Below are 22272 nucleotides of genomic sequence, written 5' to 3'. Positions count from 1 at the left end.
CGCCTTACAGGATGCCGGTGGCTTCGGTGAGCAGCCAAATGCCGATCACGAGCAGCACCGCGCCGATGGCGACCGTGAGGCCGAATTGGCCCCAGGTTTTGCGACCAGTGTGGATTTCCGCGTAGGTGCCGTAGGCGTGGTAGCACACGCCAATGAACATCGACGCCACAACCAGCAGGGCCACGAGCATGATGATGTCGTAGCCGTAGTTCCTGATCGTCTCCATGATGCCGCTGCCGGCGCCCCGGGTCGGGTTCTCCAACTGCGGCAGGCCTTGCGCGAACGACAGCGCCGGCAGCGCGGCGGCGCCCAGAGCCACGGTGGTGCGCTGGACAAAACGGGAAGTGAGGATGCGGTTTTGCATGGTCAGGCCTTTCAGGTCAGGAGAGGAGGAAGAAACTCAGGACGAGGTACATCGCGACGAAGCGGATGCAGACGCCGAGGAACTGGCGCTGGTTGAGGCGGCTCTCGGACCACCCTACGTAAGCCGTTCGGATGGCCCAGACGCCCCAGACGAGCAGGACCGCGAACACGACGCCGACCAGGACGGTCGCCATCGCGGAAGGCGCGATGCCGCTGTTGGCTTGAAATGCCGAGACTTGGGCGCCGTTCATGGCTTGGCCTCCGCGGTCGTCGGCGATGGCTCGACGGCCCGCTCGGTGCGGTAGTCGCCGGCCAGCTCGGCGGGGTCGCGCGGCTGAGCACGCGAAGGAGAGAGGTGCGCCTGGATGCCGGCGCGCACGCGCGCTAGGTCAGCCAGCAGCCGCGGGTAATCGAAGTGGTAGCGCTCGCCCGGCTGGACGGGAGCATGCGCGGCGCTGTCGGCGACGGTGCGCTCCAGCGCGTCGAGCTGGCGCAGCGCCGCGACCAATTCCTGACGCTGCGCGGGGGGCTCGGCCAACGCCATCGGGGACTGGCCCAGCAGGAGGGCCGTCACGAGAAAAGTGGGCACGCCGCGATGCGCGGCACGCAGCCAGGTTGAAGCCACCATCGCGCCATTCCTGTGTGATCAGCAATGGCTCGATCGTGGAGATCAGGGCTGCTTTAGGCCGCAAACAATAGGAACCCGCGGATGACCGGATTGATGGATGCCGAGGCTGTTGGTGTCAGCCTGGGCTATCCTGCGGTCAGAAGTAGATCGAGGAGGAATTTATGGGGCTAAAGACCGAGCTGAAAGCTCTGGTGGATGAGTTAGATCGCGTGCACAAGGGGGCCACTCCATGGTCCGAAGAGGCCGGCATTCCTGATTTCATCACCGCTGAGAACGGTATGCAGCGGTACTTCACCAAGAAGGCAAGAGAGGCGCTTGGGCAGTTCTCCAGCACCCTCCATCAGAATCGGACTCTGAACTCAGTGAAGATCGAACCCGAGGCCTTTCAGAAAATTGCCCGCCAAGCCGTTGCCGATATGCACGCCTCGGGTGAGCTTTCGGGGTTTGATGAATGCGATCAGGGCGGGCTGCTTCCCAAACTGAAATTGCTTATCGAGGAACGACTCGCAAGCATCACCAACGAACACACGCACTATTTCCCTGCCTGGACCCTGGGCATGGAGAGGAAGTCTCCGTTCTCCCTCGGCCCGGTGACATTCTTGAATAGGTCGGACTGGATAGATTCTGTAGATTTCCCTCAGCAGGGAAAGGATCACTATCTGAACCAACCAGAGGCGAACCACCGCTGGAAGGAAATTCTCAAGGATGCCTTGCAGAAGGCCAATGATGGCTCCTCCATCGAAGGGCTGGCCAACGCCGTCTACAGTGCGATAGTCGGATGTCCAGCCTTGGTCAAGGTAACAGTCCGTGGCTATGAGCGTGAATTCTCACGCAAGCTGGCGAGATTGGTTGGCAAGACAGCGCTTGACGCTATCTCTCTGGGCTTTGGAGCCCCCGAGTGCTTCCTGCAACAGGCGCTTCAAGACGAGCGCCTACCGCCTGCGGGTAGCGATCGCCTGGTCGAAACCAAAGGGTTTCTGTGGTTGCCTGGAAGCTCGCTCGGGAAGCGGATTCCTTCGCAACCTCCTGAACGAGTAAGGCAAGCGTTGGATGACATGACATCTATTCTTCCGGCATTCGCGGCGATCCTTGATGGGCTGCTTGATCCATCGAGTCACCCGCATCCCAAGCTTGCCAATCGATGGGCTACTGCGCTGGATTGGTTCGGCGAAGGAAACCGTGAGTTAAGCGATGCTATAGCGTTGGCGAAGCTCGGAACCTGCCTGGATGTACTGAGCTGCGGCGGCAGGAACGGCGGTATCTGTAAAATGGTCGTGCATCTGACCGGAACGAGTGACGACACGCAGGTAATACGAGGCAACCGTCCTCGCACGCTGAAGCAATTGGTCAAGGACATCTATGACCATGGTCGATCGCAGATACTGCATGGCACGCACTACGACAGACTGGAATCATTCGCGGCAGAGCGGCAGTATGCAGCCTACCTCGCACGGATCGTATTGATTGAGTGCGCAGTGCGACTACAGCGTTATGGTGGTCCAGATGATGACGGGGCGTTCAGCACAATATAGCTAGAGGTACTTTTTGAAGCTCCCCGCAGTCAGGGATATACCCAGTCCAAGCAAGGCGGTGCTCGGCAGCAGGATCAGCAGCGGATGCACCGATACCGGCAGCGCCAGGTACGTCACCCAAGGCAGCACGGCCAGCGGCATCAGGCTCGCCTTTGCGCGGTGGTAGATGAAGCCGGATTCCCGGCCCGCGCCGAAGCGCCGCACGTCACGGCGCACCAGGCCATCGATCAGACCTACGAATGCCGCCGTGAAGATCAGTGGCAGGGTGAGCACCAGGACCAACAGACGCACGAGAAAGGTCAGCGTCGTGAACGCTGCCGCAATCAGGTAGCTCTCGGTCCAAACATAGACTTGGCTGATGAAATAGCGGAAGTTGCGCGTCTGGCCCTGGCTCGACGCACGGGCGCGCTCGGCGGTCTGGCTCATGCGCTCCAGCAGCCCCGAACGCACGAACACCCATTCGTAGCCGGTATCTACCAACTCGTGCGCTGTGCGCCCCGGCTCCTGCACGATCACGCTGCGCGTGAAATGGCTAGACAGGTGCCCCAGCTCGTACTGCAGCATCTGCTGGGAGTGCCGCCAGCTTTGATCCTTCCAGAACAAGTGCATGCCCACGCACTCCATGACGATGGAGAACAGCAGCGAGCCGATCAGTACCCCAAGCAGCCGAAAAGGCAGCGTGATCGTGCCGATGACCAGACCCTGGCGGCGGCCTTGCTCCCTTCGTGTGGTGCCGGCGGCATCGCTCATGGTGCGGCCTCGTCTCTGGCCATATCGCCCGTGCCGGAGGCAGGAGCGTCGGCGGTGGCCACCTCATCGAGCAGGTCATCGGGCAAGGCCGTGTCCTGCAAGACCGGGGAACTGGTGAACTCCCACCACTGCGTGGCCTCACTGTAGCTCTGGCGCATGTAGCCCGCGAGTTGTTGCAGATCCTGCGGCATGACCTCATCGGGGTCCGGTGCCGGCAGCGGCATGCGAACCTTCCAAAGCTGGCCGCCCTGCAACAACGCGAAACACTGACCCTTGGGTAAGGCGACGACGTGCGACGGCTCGATCATCGGCACGCTGGACATGCTGATGCGGTCCTGCGTGTTGCTGGTGAAATCCGTCGCCCCGCGGATGTCGGAGCTGTCGGTCGCGCCGGAGACGATGGTGGTCGTATAGACCTCGACCTTCGGCAATTGCCGGGTCAGCAGTTCAGCGGTGGCCGTCTCGCGCACGCGCAGCATGAACAGGTTGTTGAAGTTGCCGATCACCTGACCGGCCTTCGCGCGGTTGCCGATGCGAGCCTCGATGTCCGAAAGGGTCTGGGTGTACGCGGTGACTTGCAGACCGGCGCCGCCGCCTTTGTTGATCAGCGGCACGAACTCGTCACCCATGAGTTCATTGAATTCATCCGCGTGGACGTTGATCGGCACGCGCGTGCCAGCCGATGCGCCCGGCAGGCCGTCATCGATCCCGTGCTTGTAGATATGGCCTGCCACCGAAACGAGATCGCTGAACATCGAGTTGCCGACCGCTGCGGCGACCTCGGCATCGGATAGCGCGTCCAGGCCCACATAGACGACGGCGCGCTTTCGGATGACCTGCATCCAATCGAAGATCGGGCGGGGGTCGGCCAGGTCGGAATAGTTCGGCGCCAGAAGCTGGGAAATCTTCCCGCTGGTGAGTTTCTCCAGCAGCGGCAGCAGCGATGCGACGATCTTGTCGAAATACGTCTTGTCGTAGCGAACCGCCGAGCGCAGGCCGTCGAGCACCGGGTCATAGTTACGGGCCTGGGAGAGGTACTGCTCCAGCGCCACCACGCGCTTCTCGCGCCCAATCATGTTGCGCGGGATGTTCTTCTCGTTGAGCTTGGCCTCGATCTGGACGATCACCTCCCAGGCCTTGGGCTCGGTCTTGGCGAAGTAGTGCTGGGCGTACTCGATGAACAGCGCGTCGATGTTGATGACGTGGCGCTGGATCAGCATGTAGTCCGGGCGCTGGCCCAGTTCCACCAGGGCGCGGGCGATGATATTGACGAAGCGCCACGCAAACTCGCGAAATGCCGCGCTGTTGCCTTCCCCGGAGAGCTGCCCTGCAACACGGGTGGCCACCTCGCTGATGCGCCCAAAGCGGCCCACAGCGTTGTAGCGCGCGGAAATGTCGGGCCAGCCCAAATGGAAGACATAGAACTCACCCTCACGACCCGCGCGTTTGGCCTCGACGTACACCCGCTTCAAAAGATCGGCATCGCCCTTGGGGTCTATGACGATGACGACCTCGTGCTCGCCGTCGGCGTTCTTGCGCCGAATGTCCTGGGTCACAAACAACTCGGCCAACCGCGTCTTGCCCACGCGCGTGGTGCCCAGCACCAGCGAATGCCCGACGCGCTCACCCAGCGGCAGGCTGACGTCCACCTCATCGGGTTCGATGCCGTGCAGGCGCGGCAGGCCGCCCACAGGCGGCAGCGGGCGCACCGGGTTGAAAGACACATCCCAGCCCGTGAGCGCGGGCAGCCGAGACAGCGGGAACGGCGCGAACTCCAGCCGTTCCTCCAGCCTGCGCGCCAGCCGGTAGGCCGGCGTCAACTCGACGTAGCGGCGAAATTCCGGTCGGTACGTCTGCATGAGCCGATGGGTGTGTTTCTGCTCCCACAGAAACCCGCGCCCCACGAACAGACGCTGCTGGCTGACCGGTACGTCCTTGCTGGTCATCACGTAGCGCGGCAAGCGGCGAATGTTGCGCCGGTAGCGCAGGATGACGCGGGCATCGCGGTAGCGGATGGCACCGTAGGCGCAGAACGCCAGCGCACTGCCGACGCCCATGGCCGGACTCAGCGCGAGCGACCACGGGGCCACCAGGGACAGAAACGCGGCGCCTGCACACGCCGCGACGGTATAGAACTCCACCGCTGGGCGCAGCAAAACCTCGACCGGCTGTTTCCCCGACATGGCTTCATTGCTCGATGCCGGTGGCTGTGATCAGCACCGGGTAATGTCGCAGAGCCAGGCGCTCGGCCAGGTCGTCACCGGCCACAGGCGCGAGGGCTACGCCCGGCACCAGGGCGCGCAGCCGTGCCAGGCCCTGCACGGTCTCGACGTTAACCACCAGGCCCACCGCGCCGCGCTGGCGCAGCGAGGCCGCCTGACGACGAAGCCAGGCGCGGGACGCCTCGTCGTCGCCGATGACCACAAAGGGCCGCAGGCCCGGCGCCTCTATCACCCGCCGCGCGACGGTGCCAGGTGTGAGCTTGGCACTGCGCACCGGCAACATCGCGGCCTCGTCCATGGGCGTGGCGGGCACCGGGAGCATTGGGATGGGCGGTCGGGCCGGCGCATCGGCGCGCGGCTGAAGGTTCAGAGCCTCGTAGTACGGCAGCGCCGACGCGCCGCCACGGTCTTCGACCACGATCAGCGGCTCGCCGGCACGCGAGGCCAGCGGCAGAGCCGCCAGCAGCACGAGCAGACCCTTCAGCGTGAAGTTGCTCAGAGGGAGGTTCGTCATGGGGATGTCTCCTGGCGCGCAGCGAGGGCCGCGGTGGTTGGGTGCGTGCCCTGCACACGGGCAAGGTGGCGCGACACGCTCCGCCTGTAACGGGCGGCAGGTTCTCCGCCCGCAGGACGGTGGTAGCGACCGATTGCCAGCAACCAGTCCTCGCCAGTGGTGTGCTGCTCTTTCAGGATTTCAGCGGCGATGGAAAGATTGCGGTACGGGTCGAGCAGGTCGCACGCGCTGGCGTAGCGCTGTTGGTGGTAGCCGAGGTTGATCTGGCCAAGGCCCGCGTCGATGCGCGTGTGCGGCGTGGCGCGCATCGCCTGCTGCAAACCGGCGCAGGCGTCGGCGCGTGTTGCGTAACGACGCGACTGGCCAGCGACGTTGAGCGACCACGGCCACGGGACGATGCGTCCATTGCGTCGGATGCCGCTCTCTTGCAAGGCTACGGCGTAGAGCACCGTCGAGGGGATGCCTGCGCGCTGTGCGGCAAGCTGGTAAGCCGGTGGCGGAAGCTCCTGGGCATGGGCGGCGCAGGCGCACAGGCCCGCCGCGATCACCAGTGCGCGCAAGCACTGCGAAACGGAGGTGGCCACTATGGCTGGCGCTGCCATTGACCGTTCACCTCGCGCACGACCGCAGGAAGGTCTCCGGGCAAGCTCAGCGACAGCCACCGCCCGCCATCATGGTTGAGCGTGATGCCACCGCTGCGCACGCGCGCCGGATCGACGTTCGCCCGCTTGGCCCAGTCGCGGATACGTGTGTCGTCCTGGCGGCTGCCGACCATGTACAGGTCGAACTCGGTACCAGAGGATTGCAGGCGCTGCACGAGCTGCCCGCAGGCCGCGCAGCCGTCCTTGATGAACACTGCCGTGCGGCCTGAACCGCGCAAGGGATTGGCGCTTGTGCCGGTGTCGGGCTTGTCGTCAGGCAGGTTCACCCGCTGCATGCCGGGATTCAGGCGCTGCCAGGCCTCGTCGTAGGCACGCTGGTAGGCGAGCAGCTTCTCGACACGGCGTGCCTCGATCTGTACCTGCAGCTCTGCGTAGCGGAGCCGTTCCTCGTCGGTGCGCGCCTCGATGCCCAGGGCGGACAGCGGGTCCAGGTTGGGTGAGTAGATACCCAGCGGCCCATCCATCAGTTCGCGATAGCGCGCCCACTCCTGCGGTTGCAAGCCCCAGTCGCTTGCCACCCGGTCGTCCAAGGCGCGAGTGACCAGCGGACGCTCCTGGCTCTGGGCATTGCCGGCGGGGGCCGTGGTCGGTTGCTGCGCCCAAGCGGACAACTGGGCAGACACCAGCAGAAGCGCGGAAAGGATAATGGCAGGCTTCATGTCATGTCCTCAGCTCAAGGGATCGCCACGCGACGGGTCTGGTCGCCGGCCTGAAACACGGCGGAGTTGCCCTCGACCGCCTGAAAGCGCCATGGGCCGAGCGAATCGCCGGGCAGCAGTACCTCAAGCTGGTCGGGCGTGAAGTCCCCGCTGCTCGGCGCGACGGACAGGCTGCGCTGGCCGGCGCGAAGTTCGGCGCCGACGATGCGGAACGGCAGTGGCAGCGGTTCCGGCTTGGCGTTAGGCCTGCGCGGTGTGCGCGGCTGAGCGGGTGCTGCGGTGCGCGCAACGGTCTGGCGCGTCTTGATTTGCTCGACCTCCGTGCGCAGCGCCTGAAGGTCGTCAGCAGCGGCATAGCCGCTCAGCGTTGTCTCGACCTGGGCAGCGCGTGCTTCCAGGAGTTCGCGGGTGTCTTTAAGGTCTGCCGCCGTTGCGACGGTTGGACGCTGCTGGATGGCCTCAATGGCCTCGGCCAGACCTACCGCCTGCGCTTCGAGACGTTGCAGGCGGGAATTAAGCAGCTCCTGGTCGACCTGCTCGTTCACCGCCTGGTAGCCGAGAGCGACGAAAACGCTGAGGCCGATCAGCCAGAGCCACATCAGGCTCTGCAACATCATGGCGGTGATCGGGCGACGGGGAGACTGCGCGGCATTCATGGCTGGCCTCCCGAAACCGAAGGCATCAGCGGAAACGTCTGCACCGCCTCGGCAGCAGGCGGTTCGTGTTCGTGCTCGGCGGTCGCACTGCCTCCAGCCTGCTCAAAGCAAATCTGCCGTGCCCGGTCATTCGCGTGCAGTTCCCAGGCCGGGCCAGCCAGGGTAAGCAGCGCATCGCGCAAGGTCATGGGGCCAAGATGCAGGTGCGCCGCCGGCAGCGGCAGCGCATACAACTCGGTCACGGCGTGGGCCATCTCGCAAAGCTGGTAACCACTGCGTTTGAGCACATGCCGCAGGCCATCGCCCACCGTGGCACGGGCATCCTCCGGCATGGACACATCGATGGTCTGCAACAGCAAGTCACGCTGCGCTGCCGAGGGTGCCAGCTCAACCAGCGTGTAGCGGCCATAGCGCACGACGGGAATGAACTCGGGTGCCTCGGGTTGGGGAACGGAGGCGATTTCCTCTATGGCGTCTGGTGCCAGTGGCGCGGTCGTGGTGGCGCAGCCGCTGGCCAGGGCAGCGGCCAGGAGACCAGCGCCGACCAGACGCCGGGATACATGGATGGCGGGCATGGCATCGGCTCTTCTGTTGCGATGCCGATACATTGGCGGCGCGATGCCGTGCGGTCAGCCAGGAATGCGAACTGGGTGGTGCCCGGTTTGCTGCCTTGGGCAAGCGCTCGGCCTTCACGGGAACACTTTGGAATGAGAGAAAAACGCAGCCCCGCCCACGAAGAACGCGGACGGGGCTGCAAGGTGGGAAGAACAGAAAGCCGGCGGCGCTAGGCCGGCTTGTGGCGTGGAAATCAGGCGGTGACCAATTGCCGGGCCAGCGCCACTTCGACGGAATCACCGTCCTGGTTCAGGACATCCAGCCCCGATTCGGGCACATCGCCCGAGGTGGACTGCGAGACCATGATCTTCTTGGCCATCAGTTCCAGGCAGGTCATCTGCGAGGAACCGGCATAGCCGAGGTAGATCACGCGCACGGGTTGCTTCTGCCCGATGCGCCAGGAGCGGCGTGCTGCCTGTTGGAGCGAGTACACGTTGTAGCCACTTTGCATGAACACAATCGTCGGGAACTCCAGCAGGTCCAGCCCCGTCTTGACCAGCTCGGGATTGGTGACGAGCACGTCGATGCCACGGTCCAGTTGCTCGGCGATCCAGTCTTCTCTGCGGCTGGCATCCACGCTTGCGCGCAGCACCGCCACCTTGAAGCCTTCCTGCTCCAGCAGCCCCTTCAGGCGCGACGTGGTATCGCGCGTGCCGGTATAGACCGTGTAGGCCAGAACCTTGCGGCCCTGTGTCTTCTCCTGCCTGCAGATCTCGATCAGCTCACGCTCCTTGGGGCTGATCTCGAACTCATTGAACTGAGCCGGGACAAACGCCAAGGTGTTGCGCGTGCGTGGATGCACCACGGTCTCCGACCGGAAGCAGCAATCCGGCCAGGCCAGCAGCACGTTGAGCACCACCCCCAGCAAGGTCGTATCGCGTCGCGCCAGAGCCTGTTTCAGCTCTGCGGTCAGCCGACCCGCCAAATCGCGGTAGGCCGCAGCTTGCGCCACGTCCATCTGGACTTCACGAAACTCCTCGTCATACGGTGGCAGGACGTTGCCACCGATGTCCTTGAGCTTGAGAAATATGGTGAACGGCAGGATGCAACGCAAGACCCCTTTCGGGCCGAAGCCGGGAGCCTTGACCGTGCGCACCGATACCTTGGTGCCCTTGGCCGTCTTGTGCGCCGTGCCGGCGCTCTCGGAGTAGATGTCCTTGAGGACGCCGTGATCGCGCATGAACGCCATCGCAGCCGAGGTCATGCTGCCGCTCGTGGTCGGGCGGTAGCCGTCTTCGATCATCCGCCCTGGCAGTGCCCGGAACAGCAGGTAGAACAGATCATCGCCGTAGCCGCCCATCAGCGTGCCGGTCAGCAGCAAGGTCTTGCGAGCCTTCGCCGCCAGCACGCCCATGGCCTGGCCCTGGGCACTGCCACCGTTCTTGTACTCGTGCGCCTCGTCGGCGATGAGCAGGTCGAACGTGCCTTGCGGCAGGTAGCGTTTGATGAACTCGGACGGTTGGTAGCCGCCCTCGCCAAAGCCAAACTCCATGTTGGCCATCGCACGTTCCATGCGCGTGGCCTGACGGTCGGAAAACACCAGCTCGCCATTGCCGTCCATCAGGTTGATGAACTCGTGGATGTTGTCACCCAGCATCGAGGCCAGGAAGCCGTCACCAAACTTCTGCATCAACTTCTGCGCGGTGACTTCCCCGATGGTCGGGATGCGCTTCAAGGCTTTGAGGACGACAGAGGACTGGTCACTGCCGGACAGACTACGCGGGCGGATCAGCGTCCACAGGGGCGCGGCGCAGTGGCTGCACTTCCTGCGGGACTCCTCGGCTTCGAGCGAGATCGGGTTGACCGGTTCGCCGTCGAGGTCCGTAATGACCGTGCCGCAGTTCGGGCATGCTGCCACGTCGCCGTGGCGGGTGCGCCGCTGGGTGAAGACCGGCTTCCAGTGGAACCCCATCCGCATCCGCACGCGCCCCAGGACGAAAAACTCCTGGCCCGTGGGCTGCACACCCAACTGCTCGCGCAGCTTGATGAGCTTGACCAGCGTATCCGGGCCATTGAGCACCCAGACCTTGGCGCCGGCCACCGTCTCCTGGATCTCGCGCCGCCACTTGTAGACCAGGTGGGGAGGCGAAAGTACCAGCGTGCGGCGGTAGCCTTCGGCGTTGAGCACCGCGGCCGTGGCGATGCCGACGGTCGTTTTGCCGCAGCCCATTTCGCCATTGACGATCGCAGCGCGTTCGCCTTGATCGACCAGCAGCTCGGCGGCAGCATGGACAACGTCGGCCTGGGCCTGGAACAGCTTGCGCTTGAGGCTGGCAACGACGAGTTGCCGCTGTGCTTGCGCTTGGCCGGTATAGACCGGCGGGTTGGCGCGGTTGAGAGAATCAAGCAGTTCGTCGCCGAACTCGCCGACAAAATCCTGAAGGCTCAGGGTCAGAGGGGATGATTCCGCTTCGAGCAGTTCGCCCGGTACGGGCGCTGCATTGCTGGCGGTGGTGTCGAGATCAACGGGCATGGTGATGCTCCATAAAAAGAATGGGGCATGCACCACCCCAGCGGGGCGATGACATGCCCCGTGGTGGGAAGAGAGACGGCGAACCGTCGGTGGTTGGACAGTACAGGCACTCCTTGGCCTGCGGTGACAACTCGCGGTCAGTACTCGTTGGGCAGCAACAGCGTGGTGACGCTGCGATCCCATTCGGTGATGATCCAAATCTTCAGGCCGGGTGTGACCTCGTAAGAAGAAAACAGACGATCCTCGCCGGACTTCAGCGCGGCATCGTTCTGCCGCCTGTCGCTGTCGTCGAGGTCGCCCCAATCGCCGCCGAGGTGGCGACGCAGGTAGGGAGTCGGGTTGAGCCGGCCCTGTCGGACCAGGTCATCGACGCCGCAGGTCATGACCACCTGGCCTGGCGAGAAGCGCAGGCTCGGTGTTTGGCTGATGGAAAGTGCTTGGGCTGCCATGGAAGGCTCCTGGATATGGAGGGGCCACGGCACCCCATCGGGGCGACTGGACCCCGGTAGGTGGAAAAATCGACGGCGAACCGTCGGCGGTGAAAAACAATCAGCGAATGGTCAACACCTCGCCCCGTGTCGGGGAATCAGGCGTCATGTCCCACGCGCGGATGACGGGAACAAACTTGTCGGTGAGGATGCGCGTCTCGGCGATCGAGCCGTCTTCGCGCTCGGTGAATTCCCGCTGGAGCGTCTTGTCCTTGTGGGTGTCACCTTTGACGACGAGCACGCGCCCCGTCTTGGATTGCACGACTCCCGAGATCGCGCCTGCGGCCAGAGCCAGGGCGAGATGCCAGTGGGACAAGGCCCGCGCCGGTGGACGTAGCGTCTGCTGCGCGGCCCCCAACTGCGTATCCCGCGACGGCCAGAGGCCTTGCAGTCTGCCAACCTCATCGGCGAACTGCTCCGGCTCCATCGTCACGCGGAAGAAATGCCCCGGCTCCGCCGGGCTGGCGGGGACGATGTACGGCAGGAACGGCCATTCGCTCGGCAGCTCCTCGGCTTCGATTTCGCCAAGCCCAATCTGCAGCAACAGACTGCGCACGGCCTTGACGGCATCGGGTGTCTGCTCACGCTGACGCACCCGTCGCCCGAAGATCACCACCTGCTTAAACTGCGTTTCCACCGCTCGATAGATCCGCAGGTCGGTGTAGTGGCGTGTCAGCCAGCCGACCAGCTCGGCATCGAGCACGTAGCCGGGGACGATGAAGACCAGCACGCCGCCGTACTGCAACAGGGGCAGCGTGCGCTGGTAGAACAGCTTTTCGAGGCGGGCTCGGCCCTGACCTTGATAGCCAATGTTGCCGTTGACGTCCTTGGACAGGTCGCCATACGGCGGATTGAGCCAGAGCAGACCGAAGGACTGCTTGGAGATCATCGTGTCCATCAGGTCCGCGTGCAGACAGTGATCGACCAGACCACGGGCATGGCGCGCCCGCTCTGCGTCGAACTCGACGGCGAACGCCTTGGCATGCTCGCGCCCCAGGGCATGAGCCGCTTCAGCGATTGCCACGCCTTCGCCGGCGCAGGGATCGAGGATGCACATCGGCCCATTGGATTCAGAGTTACTGGGCATCAATGCGTTGAGCGCTCTTTCGAGCGTGGGTTCGTCGGTCGGGAAGTACCCGTTTTTCACGAAATTGCGGGCGAGCCGCGGGAACATGAGAGCCATGGAAGTCTCCTGGTTGGCGGGGATGATTGGCGCAGGCACGCCTTGGCGTGCCTGCGCAGGTGGGTCAAGCCGCTACCGTTTCCGGCGTCCAAATCTTGGCCGGATAGGGATAGGCGGTGAGCACGTCACTGCGGATCAGCGAGCCGAGCGCCTGGGTCAGCGCCGGCACGTCGATGGCGAGCCGATGGCCCACCAAAGGCCCGAGGGCGAACGGCAGGCGGGTCAGCATCTCGCGGCTTTGCAGCAGTTCCAGCACGGTTTCGCGCCAGTGGTCGAGCAATGGCAGTGGGCAGGTGTCCTGCACCAACGTCCACAGGCGGTCAAGCCGGTGGTCGCTATCGCGGGGCAGCAATGCCAGTGCGCTGGCGTTGGCCTTGTCGGGCTTGACGCAGCGCCGATCGAACAGCCACACGTTGGACAGCGAACCGAACAGCGTTCGCCGGTAGGCGCGGGTCATGCGCTTTTCCAGGCGATCGACGTTGCCGACGAACACCGGGACGCTGCCGCCCTGGTCGGTGATGACGTGGAACTGCTCCAGGCCTTGCTCGTCACGCCCGAGGGTCAGGCGAGCAAGGAACTGCTGGACGGCGGTGTCCCGCGCCCAGATCGACAGGAAGATCAGATTGCCCTGGTCATCGCCGACGCAAGCGTCGGCCATCACGTCCGGGCATTCGTCGATGCGATACAGCGTGGTGGAAGAAGGGTTTGCGGGCATAGTGGTGTCCTCGGATAAGCGGGAACAGCAGCGCCGCTGGGGCAAGTGCTGCCCCTTGGGGTGGTAGGGCAAACGCCCTGGCTCAGGCCGTCAGCGTCGTAGCCGGGGCTGCTTTGGGTATGCGCCTCTGCGCGTGGTAGGCGCGAACGCCTGCACGCCAGTCGGCGGATTGCTCCGGTGCGAGATCCAGATAGGACAGCGGGCACGAGTAGTAGTACGGGTGCATGGATTCGTCCAGCGGCTTGTAGCCCCACTGGCCGCCGCTGCGTTGCAGCAGATCGCAGCGGATATAGCGCAGGGACTGACCTGGCGCGAGATCACGATGTACGCCGTCGGCTTTGGCCGTCACTTGCGTAACAGACCAGAGGACGTTGCCACGCAGTGCGTGGGCGATGACCTTCACGCTGGTGCGCTCGGTCTCTTGCGGTGTGATCAGTTCCGCGATCAGTTCAGACCGCGATTGGGGGGAGAAATACCAGCCCATGAGAGGCCTCCGGGAGAAATGAAGCCGGAGGCTTCCCCCGAGGGGAAGGCCCCCGGCGGGTGGGTGAGGAACACCGCAGATGCAGCGTTCCGTACTACGCGGGTTGCAGTTCGGCCTGGCGGCTCCACTCTTGCGTCTTGAAGTCCAGCGCATAACCCAGTTCGCTCAAGCGAGCGATCTGCGCGCGCAGGGTGCGGCGGTCGATGGTCGAATCCAGTTTCACGGACTCATCCAGCGGCCACAGCAGGCCGAACAGCGCGGCATCGCCCTCTTCGGTACTGCCGGAGGCAGTCGCCGTAGCGGGCGTCGGCGCATCCACACCAAAGGGGGTGGTATCGACCAGCGGGTCTGCGGATGCCTGCACAGGTGCGGGCTTGGCGGGCCTGGACGTTTTGGCTGGTTTGGCTGGTTTGGCCGGCGTTACCGCAGGCTGTTCGCCCAGCTCTTCATCAAGTGGATCGAGGTCCTGAGTGGCGAAGCTGCGTGCCTCGTCACGGCTCAGTTTGTCGATGTCGTAGAGCGTCATTCCGTCCAGACTGGCGCGGATTTCGAAACGCATGCCACCACCGACCGGGTAGGACTTCGGGAAGATGTACCTGATGATGAACTCCCCGTCGTACTTGCCTTCGGGGTATTGCTCCAGCTCCGGGTCCTTGACCTCGAACGTACCGAGGTGCGTGGCGAGGCGACCGACGGTGAAGGGGCCGTTCTTGCCGCGAATGGTGCGCAGCGTGAGTTGGCCGGGGACGACAATGGGCGAAACCGATTTATCGGATGCCGATGTGGCTGCCATGATGGTTCTCCTTAGCGATTGGGAAAACGACAAGGCCCGCGAGGGCCTTGCCGATCAGAACGAATCAGCCAATGCCGGCTCCTGCTTCTCGACTTCACCTTCGGGCTCGCGCTCGGCGGGCTCGGCAGGCTGATCGGCAGCGGGGCCGGCGTCCTCGGCTTCGGACGCGGATGCGTCCTGGGCTGGCGGCGTCTCGGCTTGCGCGGGGCTCGTCGGATAGACCTTGGTGCCGTCGATCTTGATCAGGCCGATGTGGATCAGCGTCGATTCCAGGCTTGCGGCCGGTTCCCCAGCGCGTTCACCCTTGGTGCGGATGTACGGATCGATCTTCATGTCGTTGAGACGGAAGGCGATCAGCACCTTGCAGTCCCCTTCGATGGCCTGCACGCACCGGCGAACCAGATGCTCGGCTTCAGGGGTGGTAACGATGGTGTCGAAGTACCGATACTCCGGTTCATCGACAGGCCCGGCCAGCGCGGCGACGGTGCAAGAGAGGAACGGGTCGCCATCTTTGGGCGTGACGTCCTTCGGACGGCTGAGGTAGCCGATGCCGCGGGTGATCAGCTCGTGATGCCTGATCGAAGCCAGTTCGGCTCGGTCAAGTGGCTCGGCCTTGAGCAGTCGCGCCTTGAGGGACGCGGCGGCTTGGCCTTTCTGCTCGCCCTTGTCGCGGATGTACGCATCGCCCCACAGGTCGCCGAGGCGAAAGCGCACCAGCGGGCGCTGCTTGGGATCGTCAACGCCGATGCAGCGCTCGACCAGCTTCTTGGCCTCGGCACCCGAGACCTTGACATCGAAATAGCGATAGCTGGGGTCCTTTGCGGAACCGACCAGCGCGGCGATGGTGCATGCCAGAAAAGGCTGCGCACGGCGGCCGCCCCGAACAGGCACTTCACGGACACGCTGGATGTAACCGATGCCCGAGGTGTGGAGGTCGAAATACGATTTCTCGTTGGACGTGGTGCTCATGGTGAATCTCCATAGGGATGAAGCGGAGACACGCCAGTCCCACGCTGCGGGGAAAGGTGCGTAACCCCGCGATGGGTTGATAAGGCGAAAGCATCCACCACCAGAGACTGGTGGCCGCTCGCGGATGGATGCGGTGCGAGCTGGCTCGGTCACGCAGTGGGAGCTGCGCCGCAACCTCGAAGACCGATGGTTGCCTGGCATGTCGCTGACAACGTCAGCAGGCATGGGCTCAGCATGGCCTCGCCTCGCGCGCGAGGCAGCCATCAATCGGCATCCGGGCGATTCCCTTTGATGAATCTCCCAGGCAGAAAAAAGGCCCTCCTTCCGAATGGAGGGAGAGCCTGTGGGGGCATGTCGCCTGGTTTTTTTCGTGGTGTCACGCAGGTACAGCGCGGCGCCGTCGGGACGTCTCCGCGCCGATCACGCTCACATCGATCAGACGCCAGCGTCCGTCGTCGATGAGCCGCTCCAGCACTTCGCCGAGCATGTCGAAGTACACCTCGTCGTGCCGATCGACCAACTCGCCGTCGCGGCGCAGCTCCACCGCATAGGTATCGCTGCCGCGCTGGTAGAGGATCGTCACCTGGCCGGCGAACTTCGCGGTCGAAACCGTGAAACTGATCGCCGGGGGCGTTTCGATGATCCTGGACGGCTTCGGATCGACCCAGGTGAAGTCGTGGGCGCCCGCATCGACCAGCATGTGGGTGATGCGCCGGAACCTGTCGGGCGCCGGCATTTCCTCCAACTGCTCGATGAGCTGACCCAGTTCCATGCACTGCGGCTCGGGAATGGGCAGCTTGGCCGGCGCGGAGCCGAGGATGTGTGTCTTGACGGTGTAGGGAGTGCCGTCGGACATCATCTCGGTGCGCTCTTCTGGCGTGTCCGCACGCAGGCCGTCGAAACGGCGACGGGCATAGGGTTGGACATGCACCTTGGTGCCCTCGCTGGGAACGGTGGTCACCAGGTTGGGATCGAGTACCGCGAACTCGCTGGGCTTGAGCTTGACGACGATGGCGTCTTTGCTGGCTGCTACCACCTTGCCGTCGAAGGGCTGGGGATCAATGACGAAGCCCAGTGTCGAGGACTGTGGTTGATCATCGAACACGCGGTACTTGAACGATCGCACGTTGCGCGGCACATGGCCTGCGACCAGCGAAGGCATCAGGGTCTTGATGAGAGAGCGATCCATGTGAATCTCCTTGAGGAAGAACAAGGGATTCCCGCCCGCAAGGGAGAGGTCCCTTGTGGGTGAATGGGCGCGATGCGTCCGTAGGAAGAAACAACCAGCACGGTTTCCCGCGCTTGCAGCCTTGAAGGTCTTGGCTGCCTGGGCATGTGTCGGCAACGCCGACGAACATGGGGTAAGGATGGCCCTTGAGTGAGCGGCCTGCGCTCAGCAAACCGCACCGCGCCGCACCCGCTTTCCTGCGCCGGGACAAGAAAAGGCCCCTCGAAAGGGGCTGGGTGGTCAGGCTTGGTACACGAAGTAGTGTTCGCGCTGACGTGGAAAGAACACGTGCTTCCACGTGTCGCCGCCGGTGTTGCCACCGTCGAAAACGACCATTTCGTAGTCGTCAATGTCGGTGTCGGCCAGATCGGCGCTGGCGATATGGCGCATGTGCAGCGTGCCACTCAAGCGCTCGAATACCAGGATCTGGCCGATGGCGTCGTCCTGGCCCATGGCGTTGACGCAGGCTCCAAGCTGATGCTCGAAGTCGCGTGCGGGCGAGATGAGGTCGGGGAACATAAAGTGCTCCTATGAAATTGGACCAGCCCGGCTCCTAGAAAGGAGACGGGCTGGCATGGAGGGCAAAGAGGAAGGTGGGCTCGTGGTGTGTTTGCTAGGACTCGGCCAGCGGCAAGCCCGGCAACACGGGCGCGTCGGCGTCGAGGATGAGGATGCGCACATCGGCCTGGCCAGCCAGTTCCAGGATGTTCGCCAGGTCGTCTGGCATGCCCTTGCTGCGGTGCTCCTGCCGAAGCTGCTCGGCGGTGATGCCATCGGCGTGCTCCAGGTTCTGGTCCGTCCAGGGCGTTGAGATCAGCTTGACGCCGATCGCCGGGCTGTACGGAACCCGAAAGGCGATGAACAAAAAGGCCTCCGGCGTGGCGAGGTCCGCCAGATTGGCGAGGTACTGGCCGGTTTCCTGGCTGATGTGCGCGCTGCTGATTTCCCAGCAGCGGCTGTAGTAGCCGGTCTCGAAACTCAGGCGCTGCACGATTTCCCGCGCGGCCTCGACCGAATAGCTGTCACCGACGTGGATCAGGCGATCGTCGAAGTCCTCGCCATGAATGGCATAGACCACGGCACCGATCACGCCTTCGCCGTTAACGCCCTCATCGGCATCGCATTCGGCCAGCACCTCGGCGCTTATAGGTTCAGAGCCGTTCGTGACCACCGCGAAATCGCTGGTGACGATGCAGGAAGATGAAATCAGTTCCTGGTCGGAAAGATGTTGCTGGCTCGGGTGGATATTTCGCCAGACATGCGGGCTTCCGTCCTCGTAGCTGATGGACAGCGTGCGGACGATTTTCAAGTTCCAGTAGCCGCGAACAAAGGGATTGGGATTCTGAGACATGGGAACGCTCCAGATTGAATAATGGAGCCAATTCCCGCCACCGGGAATTGGACCCAGTGGGTTGAAAAGGGAAAATGCGTCAGTCGGCGCTGATCGTTGGCTTTGATTCAGCCGCTTTACGCTGGGCTACGGAAAGGAAATCGAGGGACATGGCCGTGTGGACGCATGTCCCTCGTGGGGAACGAAAAGACGGGGGTGTGCCCGAAACGGGCTCACCAGCCGCTGTAGTTCACCATCAAGTCGGCGATGACCTTGCGGCGTTGCAGATCGAGGCCGTCGAAGTCCGACAGCCCGTCGAAGTGGCAGCGCTTGAGCATGGCACCGCCCTCGCGCGCGTTGTAGAAGCTGACCATGGCGGACAGGAACATGCGTTCGCCGCTGCTCAGGACGCCGAGGGCATCATTGAGCAGCAGCATGTTGGGACGCAGATCCCACTTGCTCTTGGCCTGGTTCAGACCTTCACGGGTGCCGTCGCCGAACCATTCGGGGCCAGCGATCTCGGCACCACGCTTCCATGCCTCGAAGAAGGCTTGGGGCGCGGCAGCGAAATGCTGCTCTTCCCGCATGATCTGATCGACGACTTCCTGCGGCAGCAGTTGATTCATGGCGTGATTCCTCCAGTTGGATCAGGGAATGGCGAGCTGGGACCAGCCGCCTCTTTCGAGGGCACGTTGAGCCGCCGCATGGCTGCGGAAGTACTCGTGCGATTCCCGCGAAACGGGACCTTCGGTATCGCGCGTGCCGATGTAGTGGCCGGCGGCGCTTTGCAGGACTTCGAGCGGCAGGAACTTGCCGCAATAGGTCAAGGCCAACTGGCCGAAAGAGGCTTTGTGGGACATGGGTAGGCTCCTTGGAAAAGCGAGGCCTTGTCCCTCACGGGATGGCAGCTCCCGCACGTGGTGGATAAAAAGCATCGGCGTCACGGGGACGCGCGTCCGCAGACTTGATGCGATACGGACTGGCGGGTTACGCGGGAAGAACCCACGGCAGCCTGGAACCCATGGCTGCTGGCATGTGCTGACGAATCAGCGAACATGCGGGCAGCTTCGTCCGGGAGCCTCGCTGCGTCAGTTGGAAAACGGCAATCGGCCCAGCCCGGATTGATGGCGCGGAGACAGAAAACCCGCATCGAGTGCGGGCTGTCAGGGGGGGCGTGGGTGCGTTGGCTCACTCGGTCTTGTCGCCCAGGACATACTGCTTCCACAGGGCGAATGCCTCGTCCTGTCCCAGTTCGGCCAGGACCACAATGGGTTGCGTTTGCCGCGCACGCAGCGAAGCGAAATACGCCTTACGGTCGGCGATGGCCTTGAGGTTGATGCCATCGATAAACAGCAGCTTGCCGTCCTTGATGAACAGCACCTTGTTGCCAAGGTCGCGCTCGAACGCGGCTCGTACTTTCTCCGGTTGTTGCATGCGTCGGTTTCCTGTTGCTGTGGCCGGCCCTTGGATCGGAACGTTGATCGACGAGACAAAGGAGCCGAAGGCTCGCTGACCTTCGGCTCGGGAGGAAATAACCACCCGTGGGCTGTTGCAGGCCCGGTCGTCGCTCGAACCGTCTGCTCATCAGCAATCACACCCGGCCCATGTCGTGGCTGGGGCCGGCATCGTCTGGCGCACATCCGCGCACAAAGGGAGCCCGTTTTTGCGCCGGTGGGCACCGGCACTGAATACCGCTGACCACAAAGGGTCTCCGGGTGGCTCGCGCTGCCAGGCAAGCCATCGGGGGACCACTTCGCAGTGGGCGGGAGAAACACAGACCAGCAGAACACGCGGGAGGCGGTTCGCGGAAAAACTACCTTCAGGTCCCGCAGCCGGGGACGGCTCGACGGGACGCGCACACGGACAAGAAGGCGTTGCGCGCTGGGCGACCCGCAGGGGCGTGCGGGACACGGGCCACGCCTTTGAAACAGGGTGCGGCCCACGGGAAACGGAGTCGGTTAGGCGCCTTTGCGGCCGCTGCTACGCGAGCGCGAAGCGCCACGCTTGGGCGGACCAGATTCGACCGGCAGCGTGCCTTTGCAGTCGGGGTAGCGACTGCACGACCAGAATGGACCGCTCTTGCCGGTGCGTTGGCGCGTCGATGCGCCGCACTGCGGGCATGCTGGTCCATGGGCAAGCTTGATGGACAGGGACATGCTGCCGTACTGCGCGATCAACTGCGAAATCCAGGCGGCCTGCTTGCCAATGAACACGTCCAGCGTGAGCTGACCAGCCTCGATCATGTCGAGTGCCTGTTCCCACACGGCGGTGGTGCCGGGGTCAGCAATCGCCGCAGGCACGGCATCGATCAGCGTGAACGCCGCATCCGATGCACGGATGGAGCGTCCCTTTTTCACGATGTAGCCGCGAGTGATCAACCCGCTGATGATGTTGGCCCGCGTCGCCTCGGTGCCGATGCCCGTCGTGTCCTTCAGCTTCTGCTTCAGGCGCGGGTCGGTCACGAAACGCGCAACACCCTTCATCGCCTTGACCAGTTCGCCCTGCGTATAGGGCTTGGGTGGCATCGTTTTGAGTGCCTTGATGTCGGCCCCAGCGATCTGACATGCCATCGCTTCGCGCAACGCGGGTAGCACCTGGCTGCGTGCAGAGGCGTCGGCGTCCTCATCAGCGCTGCCTTCACGTTCGGGCTCGTCCAGCACCAGGCGCCAGCCCTTGACGACGACCTGCTTGCCCGTAGCCACCAGCTTCTGCTGGCCGCAGGAAAGCTCGGCCACGGTGCGGTCGAACTCGTGGTGAGGGAGGAACTGGGCCAGGTAATGCGCCCGGATTAGCCGGTACACGGCCCGTTCCTTCTCGCTCATGACGGAAAGATTCGCCGGTTCGAGCGTCGGGATGATGCCGTGGTGCGCTGTGACCTTGCCGTCGTTCCATGCACGCGAACGCTGGGTGCGGTCGAGCTGACCCATGATCGGGCGCAGCGACGGGTCGGTCTTGAGCAGGCTGTCCAGGACGGTGGGCACCTCGGCGAACATGCTTTCGGGCAGGTAGCCGGAGTCCGAGCGCGGGTAGGTTGTGGCCTTGTGCGTCTCGTACAGGGCCTGGGCTATCTGCAATGTCTCCTGTACGTCCAGCCCGAGCTGCCTGGAACAGACCTCCTGAAGCGTCCCCAGGTCGAACAGCAGGGGCGGGCCTTCGCGCACGCGCTCGGTCTCGACCGACACCACCTGGGCGCTGCCCGCAGCGCGAATCTGCTGCGCCGCCTGCTGGGCGACCGGCTGTTGCAGGCAACGACCGGCGTCGTCGGTGCAGCCGTCGGGCGCAACCCACTGCGCGGAGAAAGCCTGACCCTCTGTGGACAAAGACACGTCGATGGCCCAGAACGGCGCCGACTTGAAAGCCGCGATTTCGCGGTCGCGATCAACGACCAGCTTCAGGGTCGGGGTCTGGACACGTCCGACCGACAGCACGCCGTCGTAGCCCGCCTGCCGCCCGAGCAGCGTGAACAGACGGCTGAGGTTCATGCCGACGAGCCAGTCTGCCCGCGAACGCGCCAGCGCCGAGTAGTACATCGGCAGCGTATCGGATGATGGTCGCAGCTTGCCGAGCGCAGTGCGGATCGACGCATCGTTGAGCGCCGACAGCCACAAGCGCTCGATGGGGCCACGGTAGCCGCACAGGTCGATGATCTCGCGGGCGATCAGCTCGCCCTCGCGGTCGGCATCGGTGGCGATGACGAGATGGGTCGCCTTCGCCAGAAGCGCCTTGACGACCTTGAATTGCGTGGCGGTCTTGGGTTTGACCTCGACCCGCCACTGCTGGGGAATGATGGGCAACTGCTCCAGCGACCAGCGCTTGAGCGCCGCGTCATAGACCTCGGGTGCTGCCGCTTCTACGAGATGGCCGATGCACCAGGTAATCGTGACGCCGGAGCCGTTGAGGCAGCCTTCACCGCGCTGTGTCGCGCCGAGAATCCGACCAATATCCTTGCCCTGGGAGGGCTTCTCGCACAAGAACAGCCGCATATCCGTCCATCCGATTTCCGTGGTT

25 protein-coding genes are annotated in these 22272 nt (G+C 63.8%); 1 reads left to right on the top strand and 24 read right to left on the bottom strand.

Features of this window, described 5'->3' with window-relative positions; translation table 11 throughout:
- Nucleotides 1–4 precede the first annotated feature (4 nt).
- Genes LU682_RS24030 through LU682_RS24020 form a run of 3 tightly spaced genes read right to left on the bottom strand, consistent with a single transcriptional unit; the run spans nucleotide 5 to nucleotide 991 of the window.
- Nucleotides 5–364, bottom strand: a complete 360-nt coding sequence (locus LU682_RS24030; RefSeq protein ID WP_003158638.1) for a TIGR03745 family integrating conjugative element membrane protein — start codon at nucleotides 362–364, stop codon at nucleotides 5–7.
- 16 nt (nucleotides 365–380) lie between these two features.
- Complete coding sequence (locus tag LU682_RS24025; protein ID WP_003050225.1) at nucleotides 381–614, bottom strand: TIGR03758 family integrating conjugative element protein; 234 nt, start codon at nucleotides 612–614, stop codon at nucleotides 381–383.
- On the bottom strand, nucleotides 611–991 hold the full coding sequence (locus LU682_RS24020) for an integrative conjugative element protein, RAQPRD family (protein ID WP_003158637.1): 381 nt from the start codon (nucleotides 989–991) through the stop codon (nucleotides 611–613). The genes LU682_RS24025 and LU682_RS24020 overlap by 4 nt, the downstream gene beginning before the upstream one ends.
- 161 nt (nucleotides 992–1152) lie before the next feature.
- On the opposite strand from LU682_RS24020, the gene LU682_RS24015 reads away from it, so the two are divergent.
- Complete coding sequence (locus tag LU682_RS24015) at nucleotides 1153–2523, top strand: hypothetical protein (RefSeq protein WP_003158636.1); 1371 nt, start codon at nucleotides 1153–1155, stop codon at nucleotides 2521–2523.
- Here the strand turns inward: LU682_RS24015 and LU682_RS24010 are convergent, their stop codons facing one another.
- The 21 genes from LU682_RS24010 to LU682_RS23910 form a co-directional block, all read right to left on the bottom strand.
- On the bottom strand, nucleotides 2524–3273 hold the full coding sequence (locus tag LU682_RS24010) for a TIGR03747 family integrating conjugative element membrane protein (RefSeq protein ID WP_003158635.1): 750 nt from the start codon (nucleotides 3271–3273) through the stop codon (nucleotides 2524–2526).
- Nucleotides 3270–5456 carry a type IV conjugative transfer system coupling protein TraD gene (gene traD, locus LU682_RS24005; RefSeq protein ID WP_003158634.1) on the bottom strand — a complete coding sequence of 729 codons (2187 nt, stop codon included), beginning with the start codon at nucleotides 5454–5456 and terminating at the stop codon, nucleotides 3270–3272. The genes LU682_RS24010 and traD overlap by 4 nt, the downstream gene beginning before the upstream one ends.
- 4 nt (nucleotides 5457–5460) lie before the next feature.
- Complete coding sequence (locus LU682_RS24000) at nucleotides 5461–6009, bottom strand: integrating conjugative element protein (protein WP_003158633.1); 549 nt, start codon at nucleotides 6007–6009, stop codon at nucleotides 5461–5463.
- Nucleotides 6006–6611 (bottom strand): transglycosylase SLT domain-containing protein, encoded by a 606-nt coding sequence (locus LU682_RS23995; protein ID WP_003158632.1) that lies wholly within the window; start codon nucleotides 6609–6611, stop codon nucleotides 6006–6008. Before LU682_RS23995 ends, LU682_RS24000 begins: the two co-directional genes overlap by 4 nt.
- Nucleotides 6593–7330 (bottom strand): TIGR03759 family integrating conjugative element protein, encoded by a 738-nt coding sequence (locus LU682_RS23990; protein WP_003158631.1) that lies wholly within the window; start codon nucleotides 7328–7330, stop codon nucleotides 6593–6595. Before LU682_RS23990 ends, LU682_RS23995 begins: the two co-directional genes overlap by 19 nt.
- Nucleotides 7331–7344: 14 nt before the next feature.
- Nucleotides 7345–7986: a hypothetical protein gene (locus LU682_RS23985; protein WP_003158630.1), complete on the bottom strand. Its 642-nt coding sequence runs from the start codon at nucleotides 7984–7986 to the stop codon at nucleotides 7345–7347.
- Entirely contained in the window at nucleotides 7983–8561 is a 579-nt protein-coding gene (gene pilL2, locus LU682_RS23980; RefSeq protein ID WP_003158629.1) for a PFGI-1 class ICE element type IV pilus protein PilL2, read from the bottom strand. Before pilL2 ends, LU682_RS23985 begins: the two co-directional genes overlap by 4 nt.
- 233 nt (nucleotides 8562–8794) lie before the next feature.
- On the bottom strand, nucleotides 8795–11074 hold the full coding sequence (locus tag LU682_RS23975) for a helicase-related protein (RefSeq protein ID WP_003158628.1): 2280 nt from the start codon (nucleotides 11072–11074) through the stop codon (nucleotides 8795–8797).
- Between the two features lie 137 nt (nucleotides 11075–11211).
- Nucleotides 11212–11457 carry a plasmid related protein gene (locus LU682_RS23970; RefSeq protein ID WP_425311439.1) on the bottom strand — a complete coding sequence of 82 codons (246 nt, stop codon included), beginning with the start codon at nucleotides 11455–11457 and terminating at the stop codon, nucleotides 11212–11214.
- 166 nt (nucleotides 11458–11623) lie between these two features.
- Complete coding sequence (locus tag LU682_RS23965) at nucleotides 11624–12745, bottom strand: DUF6094 domain-containing protein (protein WP_003158626.1); 1122 nt, start codon at nucleotides 12743–12745, stop codon at nucleotides 11624–11626.
- 64 nt (nucleotides 12746–12809) lie between these two features.
- A complete protein-coding gene (locus tag LU682_RS23960) occupies nucleotides 12810–13460 on the bottom strand; it encodes a hypothetical protein (protein ID WP_003158625.1) in 651 nt (216 codons plus the stop codon).
- Nucleotides 13461–13542: 82 nt separating this feature from the next.
- Complete coding sequence (locus LU682_RS23955; RefSeq protein WP_003158624.1) at nucleotides 13543–13944, bottom strand: hypothetical protein; 402 nt, start codon at nucleotides 13942–13944, stop codon at nucleotides 13543–13545.
- Between the two features lie 94 nt (nucleotides 13945–14038).
- On the bottom strand, nucleotides 14039–14737 hold the full coding sequence (locus LU682_RS23950) for a DUF3275 family protein (protein WP_003158623.1): 699 nt from the start codon (nucleotides 14735–14737) through the stop codon (nucleotides 14039–14041).
- A gap of 54 nt (nucleotides 14738–14791) precedes the next feature.
- Nucleotides 14792–15706 carry a DUF3577 domain-containing protein gene (locus LU682_RS23945; protein ID WP_003158622.1) on the bottom strand — a complete coding sequence of 305 codons (915 nt, stop codon included), beginning with the start codon at nucleotides 15704–15706 and terminating at the stop codon, nucleotides 14792–14794.
- 376 nt (nucleotides 15707–16082) lie between these two features.
- The gene (locus tag LU682_RS23940) at nucleotides 16083–16895 is read right to left on the bottom strand and encodes a hypothetical protein (protein WP_003158621.1); all 813 of its coding nucleotides are present in this window, start codon (nucleotides 16893–16895) and stop codon (nucleotides 16083–16085) included.
- A gap of 279 nt (nucleotides 16896–17174) precedes the next feature.
- Nucleotides 17175–17453 (bottom strand): hypothetical protein, encoded by a 279-nt coding sequence (locus LU682_RS23935; protein WP_003158620.1) that lies wholly within the window; start codon nucleotides 17451–17453, stop codon nucleotides 17175–17177.
- 94 nt (nucleotides 17454–17547) lie between these two features.
- A complete protein-coding gene (locus tag LU682_RS23930) occupies nucleotides 17548–18285 on the bottom strand; it encodes a DUF5983 family protein (RefSeq protein ID WP_003158619.1) in 738 nt (245 codons plus the stop codon).
- A gap of 212 nt (nucleotides 18286–18497) precedes the next feature.
- On the bottom strand, nucleotides 18498–18890 hold the full coding sequence (locus tag LU682_RS23925) for a hypothetical protein (protein WP_003158618.1): 393 nt from the start codon (nucleotides 18888–18890) through the stop codon (nucleotides 18498–18500).
- Between the two features lie 21 nt (nucleotides 18891–18911).
- Complete coding sequence (locus LU682_RS23920; protein WP_003158617.1) at nucleotides 18912–19124, bottom strand: hypothetical protein; 213 nt, start codon at nucleotides 19122–19124, stop codon at nucleotides 18912–18914.
- A 328-nt stretch (nucleotides 19125–19452) separates the two neighbouring features.
- Nucleotides 19453–19698 (bottom strand): hypothetical protein, encoded by a 246-nt coding sequence (locus LU682_RS23915; RefSeq protein ID WP_003158614.1) that lies wholly within the window; start codon nucleotides 19696–19698, stop codon nucleotides 19453–19455.
- Nucleotides 19699–20222: 524 nt separating this feature from the next.
- Nucleotides 20223–22247, bottom strand: coding sequence for a DNA topoisomerase III (locus tag LU682_RS23910; protein WP_003158613.1), 2025 nt, complete (start codon nucleotides 22245–22247; stop codon nucleotides 20223–20225).
- Nucleotides 22248–22272 lie beyond the last annotated feature (25 nt).

The sequence above is a fragment of the Pseudomonas alloputida genome (assembly GCF_021283545.2).
GTDB classification, from domain to species: domain Bacteria; phylum Pseudomonadota; class Gammaproteobacteria; order Pseudomonadales; family Pseudomonadaceae; genus Aquipseudomonas; species Aquipseudomonas alloputida.
Note: the sequence above shows the minus strand (reverse complement) of the source record. Positions and strands in the feature narration are given on the sequence as shown.